This window comes from Undibacterium sp. Di27W, assembly GCF_049340345.1.
Classification (GTDB): Bacteria; Pseudomonadota; Gammaproteobacteria; order Burkholderiales; family Burkholderiaceae_D; genus Undibacterium.
In genome coordinates this window covers 384202-396571 of sequence record NZ_JBMPOS010000001.1, presented here as the reverse complement: position 1 = coordinate 396571, position 12370 = coordinate 384202, and the positions used below count along the sequence as shown (strand labels likewise).

General features: G+C 49.5%; 13 protein-coding genes. 4 read left to right on the top strand and 9 right to left on the bottom strand.

What is annotated here, in order from left to right:
* The 4 genes from ACO0LF_RS01695 to ACO0LF_RS01680 all read right to left on the bottom strand — a co-directional run bounded on the left by ACO0LF_RS01695 (position 1) and on the right by ACO0LF_RS01680 (position 3153).
* Positions 1 to 951 carry a DMT family transporter gene (locus tag ACO0LF_RS01695; RefSeq protein ID WP_423011327.1) on the bottom strand — a complete coding sequence of 317 codons (951 nt, stop codon included), beginning with the start codon at positions 949 to 951 and terminating at the stop codon, positions 1 to 3.
* Positions 952 to 1043: 92 nt separating this feature from the next.
* Complete coding sequence (locus ACO0LF_RS01690) at positions 1044 to 1868, bottom strand: AraC family ligand binding domain-containing protein (protein WP_423012421.1); 825 nt, start codon at positions 1866 to 1868, stop codon at positions 1044 to 1046.
* Positions 1869 to 1952: 84 nt separating this feature from the next.
* Complete coding sequence (gene rnhA, locus ACO0LF_RS01685; protein ID WP_423000756.1) at positions 1953 to 2387, bottom strand: ribonuclease HI; 435 nt, start codon at positions 2385 to 2387, stop codon at positions 1953 to 1955.
* Positions 2380 to 3153 carry a class I SAM-dependent methyltransferase gene (locus ACO0LF_RS01680; RefSeq protein WP_423011325.1) on the bottom strand — a complete coding sequence of 258 codons (774 nt, stop codon included), beginning with the start codon at positions 3151 to 3153 and terminating at the stop codon, positions 2380 to 2382. Before ACO0LF_RS01680 ends, rnhA begins: the two co-directional genes overlap by 8 nt.
* On the opposite strand from ACO0LF_RS01680, the gene gloB reads away from it, so the two are divergent.
* The 3 genes from gloB to ACO0LF_RS01665 all read left to right on the top strand — a co-directional run bounded on the left by gloB (position 3131) and on the right by ACO0LF_RS01665 (position 5842).
* On the top strand, positions 3131 to 3943 hold the full coding sequence (gloB, locus tag ACO0LF_RS01675; RefSeq protein ID WP_423011323.1) for a hydroxyacylglutathione hydrolase: 813 nt from the start codon (positions 3131 to 3133) through the stop codon (positions 3941 to 3943). The genes ACO0LF_RS01680 and gloB overlap by 23 nt on opposite strands.
* Before the next feature lie 11 nt (positions 3944 to 3954).
* Positions 3955 to 5151, top strand: coding sequence for an elongation factor P maturation arginine rhamnosyltransferase EarP (gene earP / locus ACO0LF_RS01670; protein WP_423011321.1), 1197 nt, complete (start codon positions 3955 to 3957; stop codon positions 5149 to 5151).
* 115 nt (positions 5152 to 5266) lie between these two features.
* Positions 5267 to 5842 carry an elongation factor P gene (locus ACO0LF_RS01665; protein WP_422950438.1) on the top strand — a complete coding sequence of 192 codons (576 nt, stop codon included), beginning with the start codon at positions 5267 to 5269 and terminating at the stop codon, positions 5840 to 5842.
* A 114-nt stretch (positions 5843 to 5956) separates the two neighbouring features.
* Here ACO0LF_RS01665 and ACO0LF_RS01660 read toward each other — a convergent pair whose 3' ends face one another.
* Genes ACO0LF_RS01660 through ACO0LF_RS01650 form a run of 3 tightly spaced genes read right to left on the bottom strand, consistent with a single transcriptional unit; the run spans position 5957 to position 8516 of the window.
* The gene (locus ACO0LF_RS01660) at positions 5957 to 6766 is read right to left on the bottom strand and encodes a MetQ/NlpA family ABC transporter substrate-binding protein (RefSeq protein WP_423011319.1); all 810 of its coding nucleotides are present in this window, start codon (positions 6764 to 6766) and stop codon (positions 5957 to 5959) included.
* Between the two features lie 59 nt (positions 6767 to 6825).
* On the bottom strand, positions 6826 to 7485 hold the full coding sequence (locus ACO0LF_RS01655; RefSeq protein ID WP_423012419.1) for a methionine ABC transporter permease: 660 nt from the start codon (positions 7483 to 7485) through the stop codon (positions 6826 to 6828).
* Positions 7485 to 8516, bottom strand: a complete 1032-nt coding sequence (locus tag ACO0LF_RS01650; RefSeq protein ID WP_423011317.1) for a methionine ABC transporter ATP-binding protein — start codon at positions 8514 to 8516, stop codon at positions 7485 to 7487. Before ACO0LF_RS01650 ends, ACO0LF_RS01655 begins: the two co-directional genes overlap by 1 nt.
* A 260-nt stretch (positions 8517 to 8776) precedes the next feature.
* Here ACO0LF_RS01650 and ACO0LF_RS01645 point away from each other — a divergent pair, with 260 nt between their 5' ends.
* Positions 8777 to 9085: a hypothetical protein gene (locus ACO0LF_RS01645; RefSeq protein WP_423011315.1), complete on the top strand. Its 309-nt coding sequence runs from the start codon at positions 8777 to 8779 to the stop codon at positions 9083 to 9085.
* Positions 9086 to 9166: 81 nt separating this feature from the next.
* Here the strand turns inward: ACO0LF_RS01645 and ACO0LF_RS01640 are convergent, their stop codons facing one another.
* Positions 9167 to 10420, bottom strand: coding sequence for a DUF1501 domain-containing protein (locus tag ACO0LF_RS01640; RefSeq protein ID WP_423011313.1), 1254 nt, complete (start codon positions 10418 to 10420; stop codon positions 9167 to 9169).
* A gap of 40 nt (positions 10421 to 10460) precedes the next feature.
* Positions 10461 to 12041 carry a DUF1800 domain-containing protein gene (locus ACO0LF_RS01635; protein ID WP_423011311.1) on the bottom strand — a complete coding sequence of 527 codons (1581 nt, stop codon included), beginning with the start codon at positions 12039 to 12041 and terminating at the stop codon, positions 10461 to 10463.
* Between the last annotated feature and the right edge of the window lie 329 nt (positions 12042 to 12370).

Sequence of the window (12370 nt, the reverse complement as noted above, 5' to 3'; positions counted from 1 at the left end):
TTAGTGAATAGCTTGAGGTTTTGCGCGCAAAGCAGTCACAACACCAACAATCAATAAAATGATGCCAAGTAATACCATGGGCTCGGGCATACGTTTGCTCAGGATGAAGGCATAAGCCAGCGCAGCCAGCGTCTCAAACACAATGAGCTGCCCTGCCAGATTGGTAGGCAAACGCTGGCTGGCCTGGTTCCAGCACATCGTGCCCAGCCATGAGGCAAATAGGCCTATGATAAGCATCAGCGTGATGAAGTATTGTGGCCGGGGCCCAAATGGCATGGAAAAATCCTGGCCAGTCACTCCCATGTATATCCATAGTCCAAGATAACCGAGCAAGGCCAGCGGCAAGGTTGCAACACCCTGGGCACTGGCCCAGACTCTGGGATTGCGGTCGGGGTGGTGACGCAGCCAGTCGGCATTTCTTAATGGATACCAGGTCCAGCAAGCCACCGCAATCAGGGCGAACAAGCCACCGATGATATAGGTCTGAATATCTTTGTCTGAGGCTGCCTGCAATGCGGCTATTTCTACACTGTTGACGCAGGCAACACCCGCAAAAATAATCAATAGCGATGGCAGCATGCGTCGCCAGCCTATGCTGCCATCGCGCCGGGCATTGCGGTAATTGGCAGTGATGGCAATGACGACCGGCAGTGTACCTATCAGCATGGTGGGCAAGGGTGCACCTGAGCGTTGTATGGCGCTGGCCAGGCACAGGTAGTAGAGTATATTGCCGATGGCGGCCAGCTTCAGTGCCTCCAGCCAGTCTGACTTATTCAGCAAACGCAATTGTCGTCTGTCCATCCAGGCTATCGGCAGAGTGATCAGTCCAAATGCCAGGTAGCGGCCAAAGGATTGCAAAGCAGCCGGGTATTCTGGCAAGAGCAAAGGACCGATGAATACCAGCCCCCACATCAAGCCTGCCGCCATCGCATATACAACGCCTATACCCATGCTGTTCACCCCCTGAAAAGAATCAGCTTAAAACAATACGGGAGAGTAGTCTTGTACCAGATTGCGCTTGTAGCCAGTGTTTGGGGTACTGCTTAAGCACGCATCTGCTGCTGATAACGAGCAGGTGTCACACCATAGCGACGCACGAAGGCTCTATTCAAATGCGACTGGTCTGTCAGGCCCGTTGCTGCTGCCACCTGAGCCGGCGGCAAGCCCTTGCCCAGCAGGCATTTGGCTTCATAAAGACGCAGGGCCATCAGCATTTGCTGAGGGGTCGCATGATATTGCGCCTTGAAACTGCGCAAAAAATGAAAGGGGCTAAGACCCGCCACCAGCGCAAGTTGCTCAAGGCTGATGCGTTCTGCCATGCTGGCGCGCATATAATCGAGCACACTAACAAAGCGTTGTTTGGCTAAGGATACTGGTGCTTGCGGCGCACTGGCAAAGCGTTTGAATTCAAACAGGATATCAAACAAGAGACTGTCAAAACTCAGCTTGTCGGTCGCTTGCCAGATTTGCTCCAGCATGACACCCAGCTTGCGCGCACTATTGGCATCATGGGCGACTGCATCCCTGAACCACCAGCCTTGCTCACCCGTGACTTCGGCCACGACATCAGGATCGATGTACATCATACGGTAGCGCCAACCAGTATCAGTCTCTGCCCTGCCAGTATGCAACTCATCAGGGTTCATCATCACTACAGAATCTTGCGGTGCCAGATGATCGCTACCCAGATAACGAAAGCGCTCTACTCCACTGGCGATAGAGCCGAGACCAAAAGCTTCATGCGTATGCGGCTCAAAGGCATGGGCGACGATATGGGCGCGGTAAAGTTCTACGCCTGGGCGATGTTGCGCCTTTTTGAATTCGGCACGATCACTCACATGTTCAAAACTTTCAGGCACACCGGGCATGGACAAAGCGCCATCATTGTTCTGAAGGCCTTGTTGTATGCCAGTGTGGATGTTCGCTATGTCCATAAGATATATTGCCTGCTTTTACAATACCGTTTCAACACCACGGTTAGCCAGTTGATCCGCTCTTTCGTTGCCGGGATGGCCGGTATGGCCACGCACCCAGCGCCAGTCGATTTCGTGGATAGTACGCGCAGCATCAAGTTGCTGCCACAGATCGACATTTTTTACTGGTGCCTTCGACGCGGTTTTCCAGCCCTTGGCTTTCCAGCCTGTGATCCATTCAGTGATACCTTTTAAGACATACTGGCTATCGGTATGCAGGGTGATGTGGCAGGGGCGCTTCAATGCACTCAGAGCCTGTATCACCGCCATCAATTCCATGCGGTTATTGGTGGTTTCTTTCTCACCGCCAAATAATTCTTTTTCTTTATTGCCAGCGATCAGCAAAGCGCCCCAGCCACCGACGCCAGGATTTCCCTTGCAGGCACCATCTGTGTAAATTTCTATGTTATCCATTTGATTCTTTTGATTTGTTTGCTACTGGCAAGGCATGTGCACTAGTGAGCCGTTTTTGTTTCCAGGCAGGACCTATCAAATGCATGCCTTTCACTCTTTTCACGGCTTGCAATATATACACTGCACCAAAATAAGGCCACCAGCGTTGCCCCGCTTTTTCCATGAAACGATAACGATGCAACCATTTTTCCGATTTGAAAGGGGGAGCATAGCAACCAAAGTCACTGCTGCCCACTTCCATGTTTAATAATTTCAGCCAATCCTTCAAACGCGGCGGGCTGATGAATTCCCCTTCCTGGGGTAAAAAATAATTTTTGCTCAAACGCCCGGCAGCCTGCCTGGCCCCCCAAAGACTGGCGCGATTGAAACCAGTGATGATGACCCGCCCCTCAGGTATCAGTACCCTTTCCACTTCGCGCAAGATCTGGTGAGGTTCTTCGGCAAACTCCAGAACATGTGGCAGAACTATCAAGTCTATGCTGTGTGCGTCAAAAGGCAATTCAGCAAAATCGTGCACCACCACCACAGGTCGTTTTTGTCCAGGTGGATTATCACCAGGCATGCTGGAATTGGTCAGCCAGCGATGTGGCATGCGACTGGCAGCCAGCGCATCAATTTGCGGCAAACCTATTTGCAAGGCATTGAAACCAAAGATGTCCACCGTCAATTTGTCGAGCATGGCCTGCTCCCATTGACGGATATAGCTGCCTGCTGGCAGCTCTAACCATGTTCCAAGGTCTATAATGTTTTTTTCCAAAGCATCCATGCCTGATATGAAGAATTCCCTGAGTATATTGACTGTCCCCGCCTTTGACGACAATTATCTATGGATTATCCATGATGGCCAGCACGCTGCCGTGGTTGATCCTGGCGATGCCATGCCAATTTTACAAGCCCTGGCACAGCATGGACTGACATTGTCCGCTATTTTACTCACTCATCATCATGCAGATCATATAGGTGGTGTACCACGCCTGCTGGAACATGCGGCAGTCCCCGTGTTTGGCCCCACTAAAGACAAGATAGCCGTGATCACGCAAAAACTGCAGCAAGATGATGTAATAACCGTGCCAGGCATCAACCTGGAGTTGAAAGTGCTGGACGTACCCGGCCATACACTGGGTCATATTGCCTATTTTGCACCTGAGCAGCATTGGCTGTTTTGTGGCGATACTCTGTTTGCCGGTGGTTGTGGCCGTCTGTTTGAGGGTACGCCTGCACAGATGCTGCATTCGCTGGACCAACTGGCAGCCCTGCCGGATGACACCGCAGTGTATTGCGCCCATGAATACACCCTGTCCAATCTGCGCTTTGCCAAAGAAGTGGAACCAGGCAACCAGGATTTGCTCGAACGCATCAAACGTGAACAGGCCAGACGTGAACAAGGCATACCTACCGTGCCTACCCAGATAGGCCTGGAAAAACAGACCAATCCCTTCTTGCGCAGCCGCAAAAGCACAGTCATCGAACGCCTTTTGGAAAGCGGTAAAATCCCTGCCATACAAAACGATGCCAGCCATTTCGCTGCCTTGCGTGAATGGAAAAACCGCTTTTAAGAAACATAAAGATGCATTTAACAGAAATAAATACACAGCCCATAGCAAAATCTCTGGCCTTGTTTTGCAAGGTTGTCGATAATTTTGGCGATATAGGCATATGCTGGCGCATGGCCAGGCAATTGCAGCAGGAACATGGTATTGCCGTGACGCTATGGGTGGACGATTTGCGCAGCTTCCAGCGCATCTGCCCGCAAGTAAATATTGATGCGGACATACAAGAAATTGCAGACGTCATCGTCAGGCACTGGCGCGATCAGCAAGGTACATTTACCACTGCCAATATTGCCGACATCGTCATAGAATTTTTTGCCTGCGATATCCCGCCAGGCTACATTCAAGCCATGGCAAAGTGTGAGCCACGCCCGGTCTGGCTGAACCTGGAGGGCTTAACGGCAGAAGAATGGGTAGAAGGCTGCCATACCCTGCCCTCGCCTTACCCGTCTTTGCCATTGACCAAGCATTTCTTCTTTCCGGGTTTCAATAACAAAACCGGTGGCTTGTTGCGTGAAGCCAGCGTGGACCATGAAAGAGCTGCCTTTCAAGCTGATCCTCAGGCTGTGGCAGCCATCCTGCAACAATTGGGATTGACCGAAGCTGAGATCAATAGCACCAAGGTATCGCTATTTTGCTACCCGCATGCACCGGTAGCTGAGCTGCTTAAGGCCTGGGAAAATGCCGACCAACCCATGACCTGCCTGGTGCCTGAAGGTGTAGCGAGCGAAGCCATAACAGCATTTTTGGGGCAGCCCTCCAGGGCAGGTATCAGTGGCAGCCGTGGCGCATTGACAGTACGCGTCCTGCCCTTCACCCCGCAAGCTGATTACGATAAATTGCTGTGGGCTTGTGATATCAACTTTGTGCGTGGTGAAGACTCTTTCGTGCGGGCGCAGTGGGCCAATAGGCCCTTCATCTGGCATATCTATCCCCAGGATGAAAACCTGCATCATGTGAAATTGAATGCATTTTTAAAAACCACTACCTCTGCCACGGCAAGTCTGATTGCCTTGTCACATGCATGGAATGGCGTCATCCATCCACCATTGGACTGGGCAGAAATATGGCAAGGCTTTCAAGCTGACTTGCCTGAAATTGCCCGACTGTCCACACAATGGCAGGAAAAAATGCAAGAAAATGGGGATATGACGAGCAATTTATTGAAGTTCGTCAATGCAGTTAGGGTAGCAAGCCAAAAAGATGCAGTATAATGTTGGGTTAATTTTTAACCTGTTTTAAATCTCAATCAAACGTGGGCTTGCGGTGATTTTTTGCCAGTGGGCAACAGATGATTTTTATGCAACCTACTTTTTACGTATACTCGCTATGAAATTTGCAAAAGAAATTCGTGTTGGCAACATCATTATGGTCGACAGCAAGCCAATGATCGTTTTGCGCTCTGACGTCAACGGCTCCAGCCGCACAGGCTTCACTTACAAGTGGAAAATGAAAAGCTTGTTGACCAACAGCCCACAAGAAAACGTTTTCCGTGGCGACGACAAGTTTGACGTAGTTGTATTGGACAAAAAACCAGTTACTTATTCTTACTTCGCTGACCCACTGTTCGTATTCATGGATCAAGAATACAACCAGTATGAAATCGAAGCAGAAAACATGGGTGAATCCTTGAATTACCTGAAAGATGGCATGGAATGCGAAGCGGTATTCTATGACGGCAAAGCGATTTCTGTTGAATTGCCTACCACTATCGTTCGCCAGATCATTTACTCTGAGCCAGCAGTCAAAGGCAATACTTCAGGCAACGTCCTGAAAGAAGCCAAGATCGAAAATGCAATCGAAGCAAATTGCCATATCGTTCAAGTTCCACTGTTCGTCAGCCAGGACGACATGATCGAAATCGATACACGCACTAACGAATACAAAAAAGTCGTACGTAACTAATACGTAACCAATACGTAAGACCCATAAAAAAACGCTGCTTATTTATTAAATAAGCAGCGTTTTTTTTCGCCTTGAATTTAAGCTTGCCCAAGTGGGATAAGCTTAAACCTGGTATCAGAATGCAGGAACAACCGCACCCTTGTATTTCTCTTCTATGAATTTTTTGACTTCTGGCGAATTCAATGCAGCGACCAGCTTTTTGAATGCAGGGCTGTTTTTATTGTCTTCACGTGCTACCAGCAAATTTGCATAAGGTGAATTGGCATCTTCGATGAACAGTGAGTCTTTGACAGGATTGAGCTTTGCTTCTATCGCATAATTGGTATTGATCAAGGCCAGGTCAACCTGGTTCAATACGCGTGGCAAAGTTGCCGCTTCCAGTTCCTTGAATTTCAGTTTCTTAGGATTTTCAATAATATCTTTTTGCGTCGCAGAGATATTTTTTGGGTCCTTCAATTTCAACAAACCCTGTTTTGCCAGCAACAGCAAAGCGCGGCCAGAATTGGATGGATCATTTGGGATGGCAATAGTCGCGCCATCAGGCAAGTCAGCCAGTTTTTTATACTTACTGGAGTAAGCAGCGAAAGGTTCTACGTGTACCTTGGCGATAGGCACTTCGATATCGTTCTTGTGGCTTTTCTTGAATTCATTCAGGTAAGGCTGGTGCAAAAAGAAATTGCCATCCAGATGTTTTTCATTGACCTGCACTGCTGGCTGTATATAGTCAGTGAATACTTTCACTTTCAAATCCACACCCTCTTTGGCGAGTTGCGGTTTGATAAATTCCAGTATCTCGGCATGTGGCACCGGACTGGCTGCAATGTTCAAGGTTTCTACGGCAAATGCTGATGGTGAAAACACAGCAGCAGCTGTCAAACTACCTGCCAGGATAAGGGTAAAACGGCGTTTCAAGTTCAAAGACATAGTGGCTCCAATTTAAAAAATAAAAACTTACTTAGTTACTTACTTAGTTACTTGCTTAGTTATTTACGTGTGAATTTCAAAACCAGCTTGTCACCTACAAATTGCAGCAACTGCACCAGCACGATCAAAATAAATACGGTGACCACCATGACCTCAGTCTGGAAACGCTGGTAACCGTAGCGCAGCGCCAGGTCACCCAGACCACCACCACCGATCACGCCCGACATGGCTGCATACGACACCAGGGCAATCGTCGTTACTGTTGCTGCAGCCAGCAAACCCGGTAAAGCTTCCGGCAATAAGGCGTGCCAGATAATTTGCCAGGTCTTGGCACCCATGGCCTGACAAGCTTCAATAATTCCCTTATCTACTTCCCGCAACACGTTTTCTACCAAGCGTGCAAAAAATGGCGTTGTTCCAATTACCAGCGGCGGTATGGTTCCCGGCACCCCCAGCGATGTTCCCATCAACAGCAGCGTGAAAGGGATCAATACGATCAGCAAAATAATGAAAGGGATAGAGCGCAAAATATTCACGACTACCGACAACACTGCGTACAGCAGACCCTGCTCCAGCAATTGCTTTTTACCTGTCAAAAACAGCAGTACACCCAAGGGCAAACCCAGCACCACGGTGAACAGCAAAGAGGCACCCGTCATCGTCAAAGTATCTAGTGTCGCCAGTGCGATATCACTCCAGTCAATTTGAGAAAAGTCCATCATTGCACCCCTGTTGCTGCGCTGATTCTTGCCACGCGGACACCAGCATTTTTCAATAAATTCTCTACAGTTGCGGACTGTTCCCGCGTACTGTGCAACTCCACCAGTAACTGCCCGTAAGGCGTATCCTTGATGCGTCCTATCACGCCTTGCAGAATGGCGATATCGACACCAGCTTGCGCCGCGATACGGGTGATGATGGGCTCATGCGTACTTGCCCCTACATAACTCAAACGCAGCAAGTGACGGTCAGCGTCCTGGTCGCTGCGCTCCAGCACAGACAAGTCCAGCGCCTGATTTTCTGCGACCAGGCTTTGTGTCACCGCATGTTGAGGATGCAGGAACACATCGACCACGTCGCCGAGCTCAACAATCTCTCCCGCATCTATGACTGCCACCTTGTCGCAGATCGTGCGTATCACCTGCATTTCATGGGTGATCAAGACGATGGTCAGGCCCAGTTTTTTATTGATATCCAATAACAGGCGCAAGATCGCTTGCGTGGTCTCAGGGTCCAGTGCCGAGGTCGCCTCATCGCATAGCAATAGATGCGGATAATTTGCCAGCGCCCTGGCTATGCCCACCCTCTGCTTTTGTCCACCAGACAATTGCGATGGATATTTATGACCCTGGTCTTGCAAACCTACCAGCTCTAGTAATTCGGTTACCCTTGCCTGGATTTCCTGCCTTGTATATTTGCCACTCAGCTTGAGCGGAAAGGCAATATTTTCGATAACCGTTTTTGCATGCAGCAAATTGAAATGCTGGAACACCATGCCCACACGCTGGCGCAAGGCATGCAGTTGTTGCGTGTCAAAACTGGTGATGTCCTGATCATCAATCACTACTTTGCCCGCACTGGGACGTTCCAGTAAATTCAGGGTGCGCAGCAAAGTACTTTTACCCGCACCGGAACGGCCTATGATGCCAAAAACCTGACCCGTTTCTATGTTGAGATTAATATTATGCAAAGCCCTTACTGCGCGGCCCTGATGGCTATAAATTTTTGCTAACTGCTCTATACGTATCACTGAATATCTGACCGGCTGTTGTTGCTGTTGGACTCAACTTTATCGAAGGCAACAAGTTTTTTCCAATCATATATATGCATTTGTATATACAACTATTCGTATAAGCAAAGTTGAAAAATGAATACGCACTATCAATTGAGCAGGTTTGATTAAAGTTGATGCGTGGCAATAAACTGTGATTTGTGTTTAAATCGCTTGTAATTTATGCCCAGGCTCGCTATGTTGAAATGATCCTGGTCCTGGTCTTAGGAGTTCATATTATGGTCACGTCCGTTACATCTTCGAGCGCAGCGCAAGTTGCACAACAACAGCAACTCTTGCAGCAGGCTGCTGCCGGGCAACAGAAACAAAGTGCGGAAACCATAGGCGCAGCAGCAGACCGCGACTCTGGCGCCGCTGATGCTATTGCAGATCAAAAAAGAATTACCGCCTCACAAGCTGAGCAACAGGCGCAGCTTGCCAGCAAACAAAATGTAAAGCAGCCAGAACCACCGCCGCCAGAGCAGCCAAAACCTGTCATCAATACCAGCGGACAAGTGACTGGGACAACCATCAATACCACGGCCTGAACACCGTGCACATACAAAAAGCCACTCAGGATTAATCCTGAGTGGCTTTTTTACTTGCTATGATCAGCAATTAGTCAGCAATCAGGCTTTGTTCACAAATAAATTAAAGCTGGACCTGGCATAAGATTGCTCAGGAAAAACCTTGAGCAATTGATTGTCAGACAAACCCATATGACGCTCGCAGACCTGCGTCAATATAGAACGAAAATCGGTAGTCACAGGCACATCACGCCCTTCATATAACTGATCATTACCGAGGCCGCGCCAGTCGCCATATACCTTGCCGCCAGCGACTTTGCCACCTAGCACCCACATGACATTGCCATGTCCATGGTCAGTGCCGCCATTGCCATTCTGTTTGGCAGTACGGCCAAATTCTGACATCACGACGATCGTGGCGTCATCAAACATGGGGCCAAGGCGCCTGGCCAGATTCGCCAGACCCAGACCGAGCGGTGACAGGCGGTTGGCCAACTGACCTTTACCTGCCCCCTGGTTGGCATGGGTGTCCCAGCCACCCAATGCCATGAATACCATCTGGATTTTAGGATCATTCTTGAGCAAGGTCGCAACGCGGGTGCTATCGTCAGGAAAACCATTGGGCAAGGGTGCACCACCATCCGCAGCCTGCTGTTCTTTTTCCATGGACGCGCCCATCATTTCCTGGTGTGCCTCTTTGGCATCACTGAAAACTTTGGCGTATTTATCGTTTTCCTTATACATCTGCTCAAAAGCTGCGCCTACCTTGGGCCTGTCCAGTACATTCGCCTTGGTACCCGCCGCACCGCTGGCGATATTGCTGGCGGCAACCGTGCCCGACAAAATACGGGGCATGACAGCACCGACACTGACAGCGCGCGTTGGGGTCGTCGTGCCTGGTAAATTGCCCAGCAAACGGTTCATCCAGCCATCTGTCGTGCCTTTACGCCCAGGCGTGCCAGACTCCAGATAATCCTGGGCATCGAAATGTGAACGGGTAAAATCCGGTGAGCCACTGGCATGCACGAAAGCCAGTTTCTTTTGCTGCCAAAGATCCTGCAAGTCTGCCAGTGCGGGATGCAGACCAAAATAGCCATCGAGATCTATTGCACCATCGGTCTGACCCGGCCTTGCCAGTGCGATAGTCGGGCGCAGGCGCGCATAATTGCTGTCACCATAAGGTGCTACCACATTCAAGCCATCCACCGCACCCCGCAGCATGATGACGATAAGCTTGTTTTTTGTTGCTGCCTCGGTAGCTGCGCCATTCGCTCTGGCGGCCCAGGCGGCCTGCCCCACAGGGACCAGCAAACCCGCTCCGGCGGCCATGGAATATAAGAAATTTCTGCGTTTCATTTTGCTCTCTTTATCTGTACGATCTGTGCGCTTGCCTGCTTCAATGCTGCATAAAATCCGGACTGCCCAATATCAGTGAGGCGCGCAGGGCTTCGGGATTACCATTCACAATTTCTATGCTGCGACCAGACAAGCCAGGTCCCAGGGTTTGTAGCAAGGCAGTGGCACTCACCGCAGGCATGACTGCGGGCCGGTCTGATTTTTCCTCAGCCTGTTTTGCCAACTGTTTCTTGCCCATTTTGTCGCCATCCTCTATCTCTTTATCGAATGGCAAACGACCCGTTGCGAGTGCGGTTGCAAAGTTGATGCGGCGGCTGATGGCATCCGGGTTCATCCAGGCATCCTGAGTGTTTTTATAACCATCTGGCGTCTGGCTACCGTATAAAGGCATGCCGAGTTGTGCCAGCACACCCAGGGCTGGCCTGACATTTTGCACGTTGACATCACTGGCCCGGATGGCTGACACCACATATTGATACGGGGTTTTATATTTCACGCCCGCATTTTGGGGATCACGAAATTCGGCACTGGCAAACAAGGTTTGCAGCACCGCCCGTATATCACCACGGGTATCAAGGTAACGTTTGGCAAGCTTGTCGACCAATGCTGGCGCAGGTTTGTCAGCGACAAAATATTGTGCCAGTTTGAGACTCAGATGATGGGCGGTAGATGGATGTATGGCCAGTACATCGAGTGCGAACTCAGCTTCTGCCTGACCACGGGGCGCTATGGTTTTACCAAGCCATTGCTTGCTACCGTTATCATGCCTGCTCGCATCGAAGTAAAAATTCTGGTTATTCCTGACCATGGCACGCGGATCAAAGGTCCAGCCGGTCAGCATGCGCGCCAGTTCTGTGACGTCTTTCTGGGTATAGCCACCATCCACACCCAGGGTATGCAACTCCATGACTTCACGTGCATAGTTTTCATTCAGGCCGCTGGACTTGGCCTTTTGCCCACCGCCCTTGCCCTGCTTGCCATTCGCATGAAAGTCTGCTGACGTGGATAGCCAGTTATCCAGATAAAACAACATGGCAGGATGCTTGGCCGTCGCCCCCAGCAAATCACGAAAGTTGCCAAAGACATAGGGACGTATGGCATCGCGCTCATAGCTGGCGACAAGTGCACGGTCCAGACCTTTGCCATTGAACACATTGAAATGATTGAACCAGAAATCGACCATCACTTCTTCCAGCTGATGTGAGCTTTCTATCGCATGGTATAGCCTGGATTCTGCGGTTTGCTCCATAATGCGGCCGACAAGTTCACGGCGTTTCTTTTGCGCAGCATCAGATTCATCGCTGGTATCTTTCAAGGCTTTTTGATAATCAAACAAGACCGCGCCAGCACTCTGCCCCATGACATCAAGTGATTTCAATTTCTTTTGCAAGCCATCTGGTAAGGGCAGGAATTGTGGATTCAACTGCTGCTCTATATAGGCATCCACACCCATTTTTTTGACCCGTTCTATATCGCCAGGCCGCGGCCCGTAGGCAAGGCGGTTCAATACATGCAAGGCCTCGGCCTCAGTCGAAGGACTTGCGGCATGCACCGGAAGAGCACAGATATTGACGGTGATTAACAACACCAGCAAGCCAGGAATTTTTGTCAGGTTTTTCATTTATTTTTTATACCCGTTATTGAAACTGTCGAAGTATTTATGTTGAAGTATTTATGCCGAAGAACAATGACTTGCTTACTCGTTCGCACTATGTAATCAATATAGTTTCATGCGAATAGCTTTCACAAGTAACGATATGTAAATCAGAATAAGCAAAACTGCGGATTGTTACAGGTAAAAGTCTTGCAGCCCCTCGCAGAACATAAGCGACAAGCAGATTCATTTCGTTCTTGCAGAATGTGCATCCATTTGTAAATTTGTAAGTTGGTTTTATCAAAATCTCAGAACACATTCCATCCCATTTCAAATATACAAATACATTCATGGCC